The organism is Streptomyces sp. NPDC058307, assembly GCF_042880295.1.
In the GTDB taxonomy this organism is placed as follows: Bacteria; Actinomycetota; Actinomycetes; order Streptomycetales; family Streptomycetaceae; genus Streptomyces.
This window is the reverse complement of sequence record NZ_JBHVYZ010000059.1, coordinates 1-14,701: the sequence shown is the minus strand read 5'-3', so window position 1 is coordinate 14,701 and position 14,701 is coordinate 1. Positions and strand designations below refer to the sequence as shown.

The following is a 14,701-nucleotide window of genomic DNA, read 5'->3' as shown; positions in this document are numbered from 1 at the left end:
CCGTACCCCATGACGTCCACCGTGCCCAACGCCGTCGAGCACGCAGACGAGCAGCAGCCGCCGATCACCATGTTCGGACCGGACTTCCCCTACGCCTACGACGACTTCCTCGCCCACCCGGCGGGCCTCGGCCAGATACCGGCGACCGAGCACGGCACCGAGATCGCGGTGATCGGCGGCGGTCTCTCCGGGATCGTGGCCGCGTACGAGCTGATGAAGATGGGTCTCAAGCCGGTCGTGTACGAGGCCGACCGGATCGGCGGACGGCTGCGGACCGTGGGCTTCGAGGGCTGTGACCCCACGCTGACCGCGGAGATGGGCGCGATGCGCTTTCCGCCCTCCTCCACCGCCCTCCAGCACTACATCCACCTCGTCGGCCTGGAGACCCGCCCCTTCCCCAACCCCCTTGCGGAGACCACCCCTTCGACGGTCGTCGACCTCAAGGGCGAGTCCCACTACGGAGAGACCATCGCCGACCTCCCGCAGGTCTACCGCGATGTCGCCGAGGCCTGGAACAGGTGCCTCGAAGAGGGCGCCGACTTCACCGACATGAACCGCGCCCTGCGTGAGCGGGACGTGCCGCGCATCCGCGAGATCTGGGCGCGGCTCGTGAAGAAGCTCGACAACCAGACCTTCTACGGCTTCCTCTGCGACTCGGAGGCCTTCAAGTCCTTCCGGCACCGCGAGATCTTCGGCCAGGTCGGCTTCGGGACGGGAGGCTGGGACACGGATTTCCCCAACTCCATCCTCGAAATCCTCCGCGTCGTCTACACCGAGGCCGACGACCACCACCGCGGGATCGTCGGCGGGTCCCAGCAGTTGCCGCTTCGGCTGTGGGAGCGCGAGCCGGAGAAGATCGTGCACTGGCCGTACGGGACGTCGTTGAAGTCGTTGCACGTCGACGGTGAGCCCCGCCCGGCCGTGACCCGCCTGCACCGCACGGCCGGCAACCGGATCACCGTGACGGACGCCCGGGGAGACATCCGCACCTATCCGGCTGCGATCTTCACCGCGCAGTCCTGGATGCTGCTGTCCAAGATCGCCTGCGACGACTCGCTCTTCCCGATCGACCACTGGACGGCGATCGAGCGGACCCACTACATGGAGTCGTCGAAGCTCTTCGTCCCGGTCGACCGGCCGTTCTGGCTGGACAAGGACGAGGAGACGGGCCGTGACGTGATGTCGATGACCCTCACCGACCGTATGACGCGCGGCACTTACCTCCTCGACGACGGCCCGGACAGGCCCGCCGTCATCTGCCTCTCCTACACCTGGTGCGACGACAGTCTGAAGTGGCTGCCGCTGTCCGCGAACGAGCGGATGGAGGTCATGCTGAAGTCACTGGGCGAGATCTATCCCAAGGTCGACATCCGCAAGCACATCATCGGCAGCCCGGTGACCGTCTCCTGGGAGAACGAGCCCTACTTCATGGGCGCGTTCAAGGCCAACCTGCCCGGCCACTACCGCTACCAGCGGCGCCTGTTCACCCACTTCATGCAGGACGCGCTGCCCGAGGACAAGCGGGGCGTCTTCCTCGCCGGCGACGACATCTCCTGGACGGCGGGCTGGGCCGAGGGCGCGATCCAGACGGCCCTGAACGCGGTCTGGGGCGTCATGCACCACTTCGGCGGCGAGACCGACGCGAGCAACCCGGGGCCGGGGGACGTGTACGAGGACATCGCACCGGTCGAGCTGCCGGAGGACTAGACCGCGGCGGCCCGCACCTTGTCGTACAGCTCAGTCCGGCAGCGGTGTGAGCAGCATGCGTCCCGCGAAGCCCACCGCCGTGTCCAGGCGCTCGGTGAACTCCCCGGCCACGTCGGGCAGTCCACGCAGCGCCCACAGGGCCCGGGCCGCGGTCCAGGTGGCCTCGCGGGCGCGGTCCAGGCTCCAGGAGCCCAGTAGATGGGTGAGCGGGTCGGCGATCTGGAGGAGGTCGGGGCCCGGCATCAGATCTTCGCGGATGCGCTCCTCCAGCGAGACGAGGAGATCGCCCACGCGGTCGAACTCGTCCTCCACGTCGGCGGGTTCGCAGCCGAGGCTACGGCAGGTGTCCACCACGGCCAGCGCCAGGTCGTGCCCGATGTGCGCATTGATGCCCGCGAGCGCGAACTGCAGTGGCCGTACGCCGGGATGACGCCGGAACTGGAACAGGGGCCGCCAGCAGGCCGGTGGACGGCGTTCGCCCGCGACCGCCTCCACCGCCGTGAGATAGCGCTCGGCGAACCGCACGTCCAGCGTGATCGCGGCCCGCGCATCCGTGAACCGGCCCCCGTCGACGCACCGGTCGACGGCCTCGGTGACGGCGAGGTAGACGCGGTTGAAGACCGCCACACCGTCCCGCTCCGGCAACTCCTCCTCCAGGGCGCGCATACGGGAGACGACCGCGTCGAGGGGAGTGGTGAACTGTTCCAATTGCGCCATACCGGCAGGGTCCCAGTCCTAGGCTGGCCGGGGTACCGACGGGCCCGGCGCTTCCCCAGAACGGGGGAACGCGCCCGTCGCGCGAGGAGGGAGCGACCGGGTGTCAGGCCTACGTGCCCAGCGACTGGCCGCGCGCCGCGCCGCACGCAGGCGTGTCGTGGGCCGCACCGCGATGGTCGCGGCGGCCTCCCTGGTGGTCGCCGTCGGCACCGCGACCGGCATGCTCTCCGCGCTCGACGGCCGCCCCGGCTCCGACGAGGCGCGGCCGGGGCCCGTCAGCGGCTCCCGGAGCCCGGAGTCGGACGCGCCGTCCGCCGTGGCGCCGACGTCCGAGCCGGCCTCTCCCTCCGCCTCCGACTCCACCTCAGCTACGGCCTCGCTTGCCGCGAAGACGAGCGCGTCCCCATCCCCCAAGAGGGCGAGCCCCGCTCCACCAAAGCCGCTCCTCTACAGCTACCCCTCCTCCCAGGTGCTCGACTGGGTCCGGGACAACCCGCGCGACCGTCGCGCCGGCGTCATAGAGGCCCGCATCGCCGACCGGCCCGCCGCGGTCTGGTTCGCCGACTACACCCCGGCGACCATCACCTCCCGGGTCCGCGCGGTCACTTCCGGCGGTGCCGCGCAGGGCCGGGTCCCGGTGGTCGTGGCGTACGCGATCCCGGACCGTGACTGCGGCGGAGCCTCCCAGGGCGGGGCGCCGGACCTCGGCGCGTACGACGCCTGGATCGACCGGTTCGCCGCCGGGCTCGGCTCCGGCGAGGTCGTCGTCGTCCTGGAGCCCGACGCGATCGCCCAGTCCGACTGTCTCTCGGCCGCCGGAAGGGCCGACCGCTTCGCCTCGCTGGCCCGCGCGGGCCGTGTCCTGAAGTCCGCCGACCCCAGGGCCCGCGTCTACTACGACGCCGGTCACTCCGGCTGGCACCCGGCGGCCAGGCAAGCGGCCCTGCTGAGGCAGGCGGGCGCCGCCTCGGCCGCCTCCTCCGACGGGATCTTCAGCAACGTCTCCAACTTCCGGACCACGTCCGCCGAGATCGCCTACGACCGCCAGGTCCTCGCCGCCCTGGCCGGACCGTCGAGCCTCGGTGCCGTCATCGACACCAGCCGCAACGGCAACGGCGCCCCGCCGGACGGCGAGTGGTGCGACCCGGCGGGCCGGAAGATCGGCCGGCCCCCGACCCTGGGCACCGGCGAGCCGGAGATCGACGCCTATCTGTGGGTGAAGCTGCCGGGGGAGTCGGACGGCTGCAAGGGCACACCGGGCACGTTCAGCCCGTCGTACGCCTATGACCTGGCCTCGGCGTAGGCCGGCCGCCGACCACTGCGACGCGACGGCCACTGCGACGCGACGGCCACTCCGACCTGGGATGAGCGAACGCTTAGGATGGAGTCGTTGCCCTATACACCCAGGAGTCCCGCCCGTGACCGCCGACGCCACCCTCGCCCCCGCCCTGTCCTACGGCCGGCTGATCCCGGTCACCGTCCACTTCGACGACCTGGACGCCCTGGGCATGCTCCACAACGCCCGCTACCCGCTGCTCGTCGAGCGGGCCTGGACCGAGTTCTGGCAGGAGCGCGGCATCCGCTTCGAGGGTGACTGGGCGAGCGCCGGGGACGCCTGCAACGTCGTCAAGGAGCTGCTCATCGGCTACGACGTCCCCGTGACCCGGAGCGGCCCCTACGCCGTTCACCTGTGGCTGGAGCGACTCGGCACCACCGGCCTGACCTACGGCTTCCGGTTCTGTTCCGCGGACGGGGTCACGACGTACGCGCGCGGCACCCGCGTACTGGTCCGGCTGGACCCCGAGACCCTGCGCCCCGCGCCCTGGAGCGAGGGCTTCAGGGCCGCCGGTCGGGAACTGCTGCCGGCGCGGGGCTGAGCCTCGGGCGGTCGCGGTCTCCGGCGCGCAGCACGCCCGCGAAGGCGACGAGGCCGCCGGCCAGGACGGTCACCAGAACGAAGGAGACCGTCAGGTTCGTGGCCTGGGCGACCCCGCCCAGCAGGCTCGGCGCGACGAGCCCCGAGGTGTAGGTGATGGTCGCGACGCCCGCGATCGCCTGGCTCGGGTTGGGCCCGCTGCGCCCCGCCGCCGCGAAGCACAGCGGCACGACCACGGCGATGCCGAGACCCATCAGGGCGAAGCCGGTCATCGCCACCGCCGGATGGTTCGCGAGGACGATGAGCAGCCCGCCGCCGATGCCCAGGACACCGCCCAGCCGGACCGTGTTGACCGACCCGAAGCGGTTGACCACGGCGTCGCCCACGATCCGGGCCACCGCCATGGTGAGCATGAAGCCGGTCGTGCAGGCGGCGGCGAGTCCCGCCGAGGAGTCCAGCCGGTCCTTGAGGTACACCGCCGACCAGTCCAGGCTCGCCCCCTCCGCGAACACCGCGCAGAAACCGACCGTGCCGATCAGCAGGGCCGACTTCGGGGGCAGCGTGAACCGGGGCGGCGCCTCCTCGTCCGCACCGGCCTGCACGTCGAGGACCCACTGGCACGCCACCACACCGAGGACGGTGAGGCAGGCGGCCGCCAGCGCGAAGTGCGCCCGCGCGTCCGCGCCCAGATGGGCCGCGAGCGTGCCGCCCGCCGAGCCGACCAGCGCACCAGCGCTCCACATGCCGTGCAGCCCGGACATGATCGACTTGCCCAGCAGGTTCTCGACCTCGACGCCCAGCGCGTTCATGACCACGTCGGCCATGCCGGCGCTCGCGCCGTACACGAACATCGCCGGGCACAAGGTGTACAGGTTGGGCGCCAGCGCCGGCAGGACCAGGGACAGCGTCCACAGCACGAGCAGTCCGCGCAGCGCCGCCCGGCTGCCGAAGCGGTGGCTGATCCGGGCGGCGAGCGGCATCGCGCAGGACGCGCCGAACGCCGTGAAGGCCAGGGCGAAGCCCAGTTGACCCGCGCTCACCGAGGCATGGTCCTGGATCCACGGCACGCGCGTCGCGAACGAGCCGGTCACGGCCCCGTGCACGGCGAACACGGCGGCCACGGCGTACCGGGCCCGCAGCACCTCTGCCGCCGTGTACCCCACATCGCTCATGATCGGGCCCCTCCAGATCCTCGTCACCACGCTGCTTCCGCCGTAAACTATCAGGGACCCTGCCTGATAGATAGCGCGTATTCGGCAGTGCGGATCTGAGAGGATTCCCGGCATGCCCGCATCCCCGAGCACCGCCCGGGCCATCAACGACCGGCTCGCCCTGCGACTGCTCCAGCAGGAAGGCCCGCTGACGGCAGGGCAGTTGAAGCAGCTCACCGGACTGTCCCGGCCGTCCGTCGCCGACCTCGTCGAGCGCCTCGCCGCCGCCGGACTGATCGACGTGGTCGGGGAGTCGGGGGAGCAGCGCCGCGGCCCGAACGCGAAGCTGTACGGCATCGTCGCCGACCAGGCCCACCTCGCGGCCCTCGACGTGCGCACCGAGGGCGTCTCCGTCGTCGTGTCCGACCTGGTGGGACGGGTGCTGGCCGAGGCGTCGGTGCCCATCGGCGGGGACACCGGGACCGGGCCCGCGGTCGAGCAGGCGGTCGCGCTGGTCGAGCGGGCGGCGAAGGAGGCGGGGGTGCCCGAGCTGCATACCGTCGGCATCGGTGCCCCGGGCCTGATCGACCCGGTTACGGGCGAACTGCGTGACACCGGCGGCCTGCCCGCCTGGCACCGGCGACTGGCGCTGGCGCTGCAGGAACGGCTCCCGCGGACCCGCGTCCACGTCGAGAACGAGACCAACCTCGCGGCGCTGGCCGAACAGCGCGACGGCGTGGCCCAGGACCGGGACACCTTTGTGCTGCTGTGGCTCGGCCACGGCACGGGTGCGGCCGTCGTCCTGGAGGGCACCCTGCGCCGGGGTGCGTCGGGCGGCACGGGAGAGATCGGGTTCCTGCCGGTGCCGGGTACGGCGGTGCTGCCGTCGGCGACGGCGTGTGAAGGCGGCTTCCACTCCCTGGCCGGGTCGGCGGCGATCGTGGAACTGGCACAGCGGCACGGACTGACGGTCGAGGCGCAGGGGTACGAGCCCCCGGCCGCGCACGTGGTCCGGGAAGCGGTGGCGGGCGCCGCGACCGACTTCCTCGACGCCCTCGCCGACCGCCTCGCCGTGGGAGTCGCCGCGGTCGTCGCCATCCTCGACCCGGGCTGCCTGGTCCTGGCCGGCGAGGTGGGCCGGGCAGGCGGGGCGGACCTCGCGGCGAGAGTGGAGCGACGGGTCCGCCGTATGTCACCGCTGCCCACCGAGGTGCGGGCCAGCGCGCTGGGGGGAGCGGCGGTCCTGCGAGGAGCCCTGCTCACGGCCAGGGAAAAGGCCCAGGACGAGTTGTTCGCACCCATTCCGGGACGCGGAGTCCTGCCGTGAAGGAGACCCGGCGGCGGGCAAGGGCCGTCGTCACCGCCGCCGGGCCCGTCTCTACGGGTGTCCAGCCACGGCGACCCTAAAAAGGACTAGACCATTTCGTCAATGGATCTGCGCCATCCGCCCGTTGGGAATAAATCCGGCCGCGCAAGTCCATCGATACGGTCTGTGAGCCACCCCACACCCTTCGCCTGTATGGACGTCGATCAGGCGTGGCAGACTGGCTCTGTACCAGAAGCAGCGCACTCCGGGGTCGGTGAAAGTCCGAACCGGCGGTTACAGTCCGCGACCCGTCCGCTTCCAGCGGCCGGTTGACCAGGTGAAATTCCTGGACCGACGGTTAAAGTCCGGATGGGAGGCAGTGCGCGGCGGGCGGGCATTCGTGCGCGCCGCCGTATCCGTTCGTCCTGCGGGGCGAGTGCGTCCGGCGTCGCCCCCGGTGTTCCCGCTCGTCCATTCTGTCGTCATCGACAGCCCCGGAGTCCGTGCCCGAAGAGGCAGGGAGGACCCGGGAAGTGTTCACCGGAATCGTCGAAGAGCTGGGCGAGATCACCGCCGTCGAGAACCTCGGCGACGCCTGTCGCTTCCGACTGCGCGGCCCCGTCGTCACCGAGGGCGCGAAACACGGGGACTCCATCGCCGTCAACGGCGTCTGCCTCACTGTCGTCGACCACGAGGGTGACGAGTTCACCGCCGACGTCATGGCCGAGACCCTCGACCGCTCCAGCCTCGGCGCCCTGGGCGTCGGCTCCCGCGTCAACCTGGAGCGCCCCACCGCCGTGGGCGCGCGCCTCGGCGGGCACATCGTGCAGGGGCACGTGGACGGCACCGGCGAGGTCCTGGAGCGCAAGCCCTCCGAGAACTGGGAGATCATCAAGATCTCGCTGCCCGCGGACCTTTCGCGCTATGTCGTCGAGAAGGGCTCCATCACGGTCGACGGCATCAGCCTCACCGTCGTGGACGCCGGCCCCGACTACTTCACCGTCAGCCTCATCCCCACCACCCTCGCCCTGACCACGCTCGGCCTCAAGCAGCCCGGCGCCCCGGTCAACCTCGAGGTCGACGTCGTCGCCAAGTACGTCGAGCGCCTGCTCGCGAGCAGTCAGGGGGCGGGGAAGTGAACTCCCTCAACACCGAGGCCTTCACCCTGTTCGGCCAGCACATCCTCTGGTCGGACATGATCGGCAACATCCTCGGCCTGATCGCCCTCGCCCTCGGCTGGCGGCGCAACCTGTGGAGCTGGCCGGTGCAGTTCGCCTCCGGCCTCATCCTCTTCGGCGCCTTCTACGGGCACCTCACCGGCAGCGCCGGCAAGCAGGCCGTCGTCATGGTCGTCGCCGTGTACGGCTGGTGGCAGTGGAACCGCAAGAAGGGCGAGTCCGGCGACGGGCACATCGCCCCCCGGTTCGCCACCTGGCGTGAACGCGGCGCCCTCGTCGGCGCCGCCGCCGTCGGCACCGTCGCCGTCGCCCTGCTCTTCAAGGCCTACCCGACCCTGTCCTGGGACCCCTGGCCGGACGCCTACATCTTCGTCGGCACCGTCGTCGCCATGTACGCCCAGGCCCGCGGCATGGTCGAGTTCTGGTTCGCCTGGCTCCTCGTCGACCTCGTCGGCGTCCCGCTGAACTTCGCCAACGGCTATGCCTTCTCCGGCTTCGTCTACGTCATCTACGGCGCGCTCGTCCTGTGGGGCATGCGCGACTGGTGGCTGCGCTCCCGAGAGTCCGCGCGGCCCGCCCTGGAAGGAGCGCCGGCATGACCGCCGCACCCATTCTCTACAGCACCGACGGCTTCGAGGACTTCGCGCTGGACCCCGTCGAGCAGGCCATCGCGGACATCGCGGCCGGCCGCCCCATCGTGGTCGTCGACGACGAGGACCGAGAGAACGAGGGCGACCTGGTCGTCGCCGCCGAGAAGATCACCCCCGAGATCGTCGCCTTCATGATGAGCGAGTGCCGCGGCCTGATCTGCGCCCCCATGGAGGGCGACGAACTGGACCGGCTCGAGCTGCCGCAGATGGTCGACGACAACACCGAGTCGATGAAGACCGCGTTCACCGTCTCCGTGGACGCCTCCGGCGCTCACGGTGTGACCACCGGGATCTCGGCCTCCGACCGCGCTACCACGCTCCAGCTCCTCGCGAGCGGCGCCGCCGAACCCACCGACTTCGTCCGGCCCGGCCACATCTTCCCGCTGCGCGCCAGGGACGGAGGCGTCCTCACCCGTAACGGTCACACCGAGGCCGCCGTCGACCTGGCCCGGCTCGCGGGACTGCGCCCGGCCGGCGCGATCGTCGAGATCGCGGGCGAGGACGGCCGGATGCTGCGGCTGCCCGAGCTGATCCCCTTCGCCCGCAAGCACGGCCTGACGATCATCTCCATCGAGGACCTGATCGCCTACCGCCGCAGCAGCGAGCCCACGGTCCGCCGCGAGGCCGAGACCCGGCTGCCCACCGCCCACGGCACCTTCACGGCGTTCGGCTACCGCTCCACCGTCGACGGTGTCGAGCACGTCGCGCTCGTGCACGGCGAGATCGGTGACGGCGAGGACGTCCTGGTCCGCGTGCACTCCGAGTGCCTCACCGGCGACATCTTCGGCTCCCTGCGCTGCGACTGCGGCCCCCAGCTCGACGCCTCCCTGGAGCGCATCCGGGACGAGGGCAGGGGAGTGGTGGTCTACCTGCGCGGCCACGAGGGCCGGGGCATCGGCCTGCTGTCCAAGCTGCGGGCCTACGAACTCCAGGAACAGGGCCACGACACCCTCGACGCCAACCTGGAGCTCGGCCTGCCCGCCGACGCCCGGGACTACGGCGCAGGCGCGCAGATCCTCCAGGATCTCGGCGTCCGCAGCCTGCGCCTGATGACCAACAACCCCGACAAGTCCGACGCCCTCCTGCGCCACGGCCTCAAGGTCACGGGACGGGAGCCGATGCCCGTACAGGCGGGCGAGCACAACCTCCGCTACCTGCGCACCAAGCGGGACCGGATGGGCCACGACCTGCCCTGGCTGGACACCACCCCCGTGTCCACCTGCAGCAACCAGTAAGTACTTCGAGGAGACTTGAGAACGTGAGCGGCAAGGGTGCACCGGAGCTGTCCGTACGCAACGTGGGTGACCTGCGGGTCGCCGTCATCGCGGCGCAGTGGCACGAGAAGGTGATGGACGGACTGGTCGACGGCGCTCTGCGGGCCCTGCACGACCTGGGCATCGACGAGCCGACCCTGCTCCGGGTCCCCGGCAGCTGGGAGCTCCCGGTCGTCGCCAAGGTCCTCGCGGGCCGCGGCTACGACGCGATCGTAGCCCTCGGTGTCGTCATCCGCGGCGGTACCCCGCACTTCGAGTACGTGTGCCAGGGCGTCACCCAGGGCCTCACGCAGGTCTCCGTCGAGACCGGCGTCCCCGTCGGCTTCGGCCTCCTCACCTGCGACACCGAGGAGCAGGCCCTGGACCGCGCGGGCATCGAGGGCTCCACCGAGGACAAGGGGCACGAGGCGGTGACCGCCGCGGTGGCCACGGCGGCCACCCTCCGCTCAGTATCTGAACCGTGGCACTAGGGGGTCCGGGCTTACGCGTAAAGTGGGCGCCACCATGTCCAATAAGACGTTCGAGGAGCTCTTCACCGAGCTCCAGCACAAGGCAGCCAACGGCGATCCCGCCACGTCCCGCACCGCAGAACTGGTCGGCAAGGGCGTCCATGCCATCGGCAAGAAGGTCGTCGAAGAGGCCGCCGAGGTCTGGATGGCCGCCGAGTACGAGGGCAAGGAGGCGGCCGCCGAGGAGATCTCGCAGCTGCTCTACCACGTCCAGGTGATGATGGTCGCGCGCGGGATCTCCCTCGACGACGTCTACGCCCACCTGTAAGCCACTCGCCGCAACAACCCCTCAGAGCAAAGGAAGCCGACCTCATGCTGCGCATCGCCGTCCCCAACAAGGGTTCCCTGTCAGGCCCCGCGGGGGAGATGCTGCATGAGGCCGGCTACCAGCAGCGCCGCGAGGCCAAGGAGCTGCGGATCGTCGACCCGGTCAACGACGTGGAGTTCTTCTACCTCCGCCCCCGGGACATCGCGATCTACGTCTCCTCGGGTCAGCTCGACATCGGCATCACCGGCCGGGACCTGCTCGTCGACTCCGGCGCCGACGCCGAGGAGATCCTCCCGCTCGGCTTCGCCCGTTCCACCTTCCGCTTCGCGTCCAAGCCGGGCACCGCGAGCGGCGTCGAGGACCTCAAGGGCAAGACGGTCGCCACCTCGTACGAGGGCATCGTCGCGGGGCACCTCGCCGACAACGGCATCGACGCCTCTGTCGTCCACCTCGACGGCGCCGTCGAGACCGCCATCGAACTCGGGGTCGCCGAGGTCATCGCGGACGTCGTCGAGACCGGCACCAGCCTGCGCAACGCCGGCCTGGAGGTCTTCGGCGAGCCCATCATGAAGTCCGAGGCCGTCGTCATCCGCCGCACCGGCGCCGACGCCGACGAGGCCGCCGAGTCGAAGGTGCAGCAGTTCCTGCGCCGCCTCCAGGGCGTCCTCGTGGCCCGGACGTACGTGATGATGGACTACGACTGCCGTGTCGAGCAGCTCGAGAAGGCTGTCGCGCTCACGCCGGGCCTGGAGTCCCCGACCGTGTCCCCGCTGCACAACGAGGGCTGGGTCGCCGTCCGCGCGATGGTCCCCGCCAAGGAGGCGCAGCGGATCATGGACGACCTGTACGACATCGGCGCGCGGGCCATCCTGACGACGGCCATCCACGCCTGCCGTCTCTGAGGGGCGCATCACAGATGTCCTCCGAGCTTCCCGAACTTCCCGTCACCTTCCGGCCGGCCCGCACCCGTGCCGTGCTGATCAGCGCCGGTGTCGCGATCTTCGTGACCATCACGGTGATCGCGCTCCTGCTGGAGCAGCTCGGCCCGGGCGAGCGTCTGAGCTTCATCGTCACGGCGGCCCTGCTCGCCGGTGTGCTGTTCCTGCTGGCGAGGGTGAAGGTCGTCGCCGACGAGTCCGGTGTCACCGTCCAGAACATCGCCGGCCGTCGGCATCTGGAATGGGCCGAGATCATCCAGGTGAACCTCCGCCCGGGCGACCCGTGGGTGTTCCTCAATCTCAGCGACGGCACCAGCCTGCCCGCGCTCGGCATCCAGCCGGGCATCGCGAAACAGCAGGCCATCGCCGACGCGAAGGCGCTGCGGGCGCTCGCCGAGGCCCGCTCCACAGCCCGCTCCGACGAAGATCAGGGCTGACTCGGGGGATTCCACTCTGCCGCAGTGGGCCTTGTCTTGATTAATCTGTTGGCGGAGGCGTTTTCCTTGCGTCTCCGCCTTACGTTGTTCCTGCTACCCGAGGAGTGACTCCCTCCAGCGATGGACGGATCGTCCTGTAGTACCTGCGCCGCCCCCTCCCGAGATATCGAGCGCGATATCGAGGCGGCGGCATGACCATCCCCTTGCTGCTCCTGGGAGCGGCGTTCCTGCTGATTCTCGCCAACGGCTTCTTCGTGGCGGCCGAGTTCGGCCTTGTCACCGTCGAGGCCACGGACGCCGAGAAGGCCGCCGCGGAAGGCGACCGTCGTGCCCGTAGGGTCGCCGAGTCGCTCAAGGAGCTGTCGTTCCAGCTCTCCGGCACCCAGCTCGGCATCACCATCACCTCCCTCGTCGTCGGCATGCTGGCCGAACCGGCGCTCGCGGAACTGCTGCACGGCCCGTTCGGGGCCATCGGCATCCCCGAGGGCGCGGTTTCCGGCGTGGCCGTCGTCGTCGGCATGCTGCTGGCCTCCGCCGTCCAGATGGTGATCGGCGAACTCGTGCCCAAGAACTGGGCGGTGTCCAAGCCGATGCAGGTCGCCCGCTTCGTCGCGGGCCCGCAGCACGCCTTCGCCCGGCTGTTCCGGCCGGTGATCGCCGCGCTGAACGCGGTCGCCAACCGCCTCGTCCGCGCGCTCGGCATCGAGCCCGCCGACGAACTGGCCTCCGCCCGTACCCCCGGCGAGCTGGTCTCCCTGGCCCGCCACTCGGCCCAGGCCGGCACCCTGGAACAGGACACCGCGGACCTCTTCGTCCGCACCCTGTCCCTCGCCGAGCTCACTGCGCAGCACGTCATGACCCCGCGCGTGAAGGTCAGCTCGCTCCAGGCCTCGGCCACCGCCGAGGACGTCGTCAACCTCACCCGGGCCACCGGCCTGTCCCGCTTCCCGGTCTACCGCGAGAAGATCGACGAGATCGTCGGCATGGTCCACCTCAAGGACGCCCTGGCGGTCCCGGTGCAGGACCGGCTGCGCACCCCCGTCGCCCGCATCGCCCGCCCGGCGCTGCTGGTCCCCGAGACCCTCCCCGTCCAGCCCCTCCTCGCCCAGCTGCGCAACGAGCAGCCCATCGCCGTCGTCGTCGACGAGTACGGCGGCACGGCCGGAGTGGTCACCCTGGAGGACATCGTCGAGGAGATCGTCGGCGAGGTCCGCGACGAACACGACGGTCAGGACGTCCCCGAACTCGCCGCCGCCCCGCCCGAGGACGGTCGGCTCGCCTGGGACGCCGACGGCAGCTGCCGCGTCGACATCCTCCAGCGCGTCGGCCTCGACGTGCCCGAGGGGCCGTACGAGACCGTCGCCGGGCTGGTCGCCGACCTGCTCGGCCGTATCCCCGCCGTCGGCGACCGGGCCGAACTGCCCGGCTGGCGGCTCACCGTCCGCCAGGTCGGCCACTACCGTGCCGAGCGGGTCCGCCTGGTCCGCACGGTCCCCGCGGTCAACGTCATGGAGGCCGCCCGATGAGCGTGCTCCAACTCCTCTTCGCAGCCCTGCTCGTGCTCGCCAACGGCTTCTTCGTCGGCGCCGAGTTCGCGCTGGTCTCCGTGCGCCGCAGCCAGGTCGAACCGCTCGGCACGGCACGCGCCCGCCAGGTCCTGTACGGCCTGGAGCGGCTGCCCCAGATGATGGCGGCGGCCCAGTTCGGCATCACGATGTGCTCGCTGACGCTCGGCGCGGTCGCCGAACCGACGGTCGCGCACCTGCTGGAGCCGGTCTTCGAGTGGATCCACATGCCGCACGGCATGATCCACCCGCTGGGCTATGTCATCGCCCTGGCAGCGGTCGTCTTCTTCCACCTCGTCATCGGCGAGATGGTCCCGAAGAACCTCGCGATGGCGGCCCCGGAGAAGGTCGCGCTGTGGCTCAGCCCCGGCCTGGTCTACTTCGCCCGCCTCTGCAGGCCGATCACCCTCGCCCTCGGCGCCTGCGCCCGGGCCATCCTGCGGCTCTTCAACGTCGAGCCCAAGGACGAGGTCGAGGCGGTCTTCACCAGCGAGCAGCTGAACCGGCTGGTGGAGGACTCCGGTCAGGCGGGCCTGCTGGACCCCGAGGAACAGGAGCGCCTGGAGGACGCGCTGGAACTGGGCTCGCGCCCGGTGACGGACGTCCTGCTCAAGCGCGAGTCCCTCGTGACGGTGCGCCCCTCGGTGACGCCGGGCCAGATCATCGAGCTCACCGGTCGCACCGGGTACTCACGCTTCCCGGTCGCCGCGGACAACGGCGCGTTCATGGGGTACCTGCACGTGAAGGACGTACTGGACCTGGAGGACTCGCAGCGGGCGGTGCCGCAGCAGATCTGGCGGCCGATGACGAAGCTCAGGTCCGACCTGCCGCTGGACGACGCCCTCACGGTGATGCGCAGGGCGGCGACCCACCTTGCCCAGGTGGCGGACGGCTCCGGGAAGGTGCTGGGGCTGGTCGCGCTGGAGGACGTACTGGAGCTGCTGGTCGGCGAGGTACGGGACCCCGCGCACCGGGAGGTGCCGGAGGTCCGGGTCACTGAGCCTCGTAGCAGCGAGGAGGCGTTGGCGTCGTAGTTCGTCGGCTGCGGCCGGGTGGGGGCTGATCGCGCAGTTCCCCGCGCCCCTGGGTGGGTGCAGTCGATGCATGCCCAGCTGTACCCACCGC

Annotated in this window: 15 protein-coding genes and 1 riboswitch; of the genes, 13 read left to right on the top strand and 2 right to left on the bottom strand. The window is 70.9% G+C overall.

The window, feature by feature from the left end; all coding sequences use genetic code 11:
• The first annotated feature begins 9 nt into the window (after positions 1 to 9).
• Positions 10 to 1,707, top strand: a complete 1,698-nt coding sequence (locus ACFVYN_RS32155) for a flavin monoamine oxidase family protein (protein ID WP_390004981.1) — start codon at positions 10 to 12, stop codon at positions 1,705 to 1,707.
• A 30-nt stretch (positions 1,708 to 1,737) separates the two neighbouring features.
• Here ACFVYN_RS32155 and ACFVYN_RS32150 read toward each other — a convergent pair whose 3' ends face one another.
• On the bottom strand, positions 1,738 to 2,424 hold the full coding sequence (locus tag ACFVYN_RS32150) for a DUF5995 family protein (RefSeq protein WP_390004978.1): 687 nt from the start codon (positions 2,422 to 2,424) through the stop codon (positions 1,738 to 1,740).
• Between the two features lie 172 nt (positions 2,425 to 2,596).
• Between ACFVYN_RS32150 and ACFVYN_RS32145 the strand changes: the two genes are divergently transcribed.
• Positions 2,597 to 3,727, top strand: coding sequence for a glycoside hydrolase family 6 protein (locus tag ACFVYN_RS32145; protein WP_390005061.1), 1,131 nt, complete (start codon positions 2,597 to 2,599; stop codon positions 3,725 to 3,727).
• A gap of 115 nt (positions 3,728 to 3,842) precedes the next feature.
• A complete protein-coding gene (locus tag ACFVYN_RS32140; RefSeq protein ID WP_390004975.1) occupies positions 3,843 to 4,301 on the top strand; it encodes an acyl-CoA thioesterase in 459 nt (152 codons plus the stop codon).
• Here the strand turns inward: ACFVYN_RS32140 and ACFVYN_RS32135 are convergent.
• Positions 4,261 to 5,472, bottom strand: a complete 1,212-nt coding sequence (locus ACFVYN_RS32135; RefSeq protein WP_390004972.1) for an MFS transporter — start codon at positions 5,470 to 5,472, stop codon at positions 4,261 to 4,263. The two genes, ACFVYN_RS32140 and ACFVYN_RS32135, sit on opposite strands and share 41 nt — an antisense overlap.
• Positions 5,473 to 5,584: 112 nt before the next feature.
• Here ACFVYN_RS32135 and ACFVYN_RS32130 point away from each other — a divergent pair, with 112 nt between their 5' ends.
• The 10 genes from ACFVYN_RS32130 to ACFVYN_RS32085 all read left to right on the top strand — a co-directional run bounded on the left by ACFVYN_RS32130 (position 5,585) and on the right by ACFVYN_RS32085 (position 14,610).
• Positions 5,585 to 6,778 carry an ROK family transcriptional regulator gene (locus ACFVYN_RS32130; protein ID WP_390004970.1) on the top strand — a complete coding sequence of 398 codons (1,194 nt, stop codon included), beginning with the start codon at positions 5,585 to 5,587 and terminating at the stop codon, positions 6,776 to 6,778.
• A 235-nt stretch (positions 6,779 to 7,013) separates the two neighbouring features.
• A riboswitch (FMN riboswitch) is annotated at positions 7,014 to 7,144 on the top strand.
• 146 nt (positions 7,145 to 7,290) lie between these two features.
• A complete protein-coding gene (locus ACFVYN_RS32125) occupies positions 7,291 to 7,896 on the top strand; it encodes a riboflavin synthase (protein ID WP_284438082.1) in 606 nt (201 codons plus the stop codon).
• Positions 7,893 to 8,534: a nicotinamide riboside transporter PnuC gene (locus ACFVYN_RS32120; protein WP_390004967.1), complete on the top strand. Its 642-nt coding sequence runs from the start codon at positions 7,893 to 7,895 to the stop codon at positions 8,532 to 8,534. The genes ACFVYN_RS32125 and ACFVYN_RS32120 overlap by 4 nt, the downstream gene beginning before the upstream one ends.
• Positions 8,531 to 9,820 carry a bifunctional 3,4-dihydroxy-2-butanone-4-phosphate synthase/GTP cyclohydrolase II gene (locus tag ACFVYN_RS32115; RefSeq protein ID WP_390004964.1) on the top strand — a complete coding sequence of 430 codons (1,290 nt, stop codon included), beginning with the start codon at positions 8,531 to 8,533 and terminating at the stop codon, positions 9,818 to 9,820. Before ACFVYN_RS32120 ends, ACFVYN_RS32115 begins: the two co-directional genes overlap by 4 nt.
• Positions 9,821 to 9,843: 23 nt before the next feature.
• Positions 9,844 to 10,329 (top strand): 6,7-dimethyl-8-ribityllumazine synthase, encoded by a 486-nt coding sequence (ribH, locus tag ACFVYN_RS32110; protein WP_390004962.1) that lies wholly within the window; start codon positions 9,844 to 9,846, stop codon positions 10,327 to 10,329.
• Between the two features lie 34 nt (positions 10,330 to 10,363).
• Positions 10,364 to 10,636, top strand: coding sequence for a phosphoribosyl-ATP diphosphatase (locus tag ACFVYN_RS32105; protein WP_020117406.1), 273 nt, complete (start codon positions 10,364 to 10,366; stop codon positions 10,634 to 10,636).
• 44 nt (positions 10,637 to 10,680) lie between these two features.
• Positions 10,681 to 11,538, top strand: coding sequence for an ATP phosphoribosyltransferase (hisG, locus tag ACFVYN_RS32100; protein WP_390004959.1), 858 nt, complete (start codon positions 10,681 to 10,683; stop codon positions 11,536 to 11,538).
• 14 nt (positions 11,539 to 11,552) lie between these two features.
• Positions 11,553 to 12,011: a PH domain-containing protein gene (locus ACFVYN_RS32095; RefSeq protein ID WP_390004956.1), complete on the top strand. Its 459-nt coding sequence runs from the start codon at positions 11,553 to 11,555 to the stop codon at positions 12,009 to 12,011.
• 191 nt (positions 12,012 to 12,202) lie between these two features.
• Positions 12,203 to 13,537, top strand: a complete 1,335-nt coding sequence (locus ACFVYN_RS32090; protein ID WP_390004954.1) for a hemolysin family protein — start codon at positions 12,203 to 12,205, stop codon at positions 13,535 to 13,537.
• Entirely contained in the window at positions 13,534 to 14,610 is a 1,077-nt protein-coding gene (locus ACFVYN_RS32085; protein WP_390004951.1) for a hemolysin family protein, read from the top strand. The genes ACFVYN_RS32090 and ACFVYN_RS32085 overlap by 4 nt, the downstream gene beginning before the upstream one ends.
• Positions 14,611 to 14,701 lie beyond the last annotated feature (91 nt).

Excerpts from the sequence above, each read along its gene's own strand:
- ACFVYN_RS32155 (WP_390004981.1), top strand. The coding sequence starts at position 10 with ATGACGTCCACCGTGCCCAACGCCGTCGAGCACGCAGACGAGCAGCAG.
- ACFVYN_RS32150 (WP_390004978.1), bottom strand. The coding sequence starts at position 2,424 with ATGGCGCAATTGGAACAGTTCACCACTCCCCTCGACGCGGTCGTCTCC.
- ACFVYN_RS32145 (WP_390005061.1), top strand. The coding sequence starts at position 2,597 with ATGGTCGCGGCGGCCTCCCTGGTGGTCGCCGTCGGCACCGCGACCGGC.
- ACFVYN_RS32135 (WP_390004972.1), bottom strand. The coding sequence starts at position 5,472 with ATGAGCGATGTGGGGTACACGGCGGCAGAGGTGCTGCGGGCCCGGTAC.
- ACFVYN_RS32130 (WP_390004970.1), top strand. The coding sequence starts at position 5,585 with ATGCCCGCATCCCCGAGCACCGCCCGGGCCATCAACGACCGGCTCGCC.
- ACFVYN_RS32115 (WP_390004964.1), top strand. The coding sequence starts at position 8,531 with ATGACCGCCGCACCCATTCTCTACAGCACCGACGGCTTCGAGGACTTC.
- ACFVYN_RS32105 (WP_020117406.1), top strand. The coding sequence starts at position 10,364 with ATGTCCAATAAGACGTTCGAGGAGCTCTTCACCGAGCTCCAGCACAAG.
- hisG (WP_390004959.1), top strand. The coding sequence starts at position 10,681 with ATGCTGCGCATCGCCGTCCCCAACAAGGGTTCCCTGTCAGGCCCCGCG.
- ACFVYN_RS32095 (WP_390004956.1), top strand. The coding sequence starts at position 11,553 with ATGTCCTCCGAGCTTCCCGAACTTCCCGTCACCTTCCGGCCGGCCCGC.
- ACFVYN_RS32090 (WP_390004954.1), top strand. The coding sequence starts at position 12,203 with ATGACCATCCCCTTGCTGCTCCTGGGAGCGGCGTTCCTGCTGATTCTC.
- ACFVYN_RS32085 (WP_390004951.1), top strand. The coding sequence starts at position 13,534 with ATGAGCGTGCTCCAACTCCTCTTCGCAGCCCTGCTCGTGCTCGCCAAC.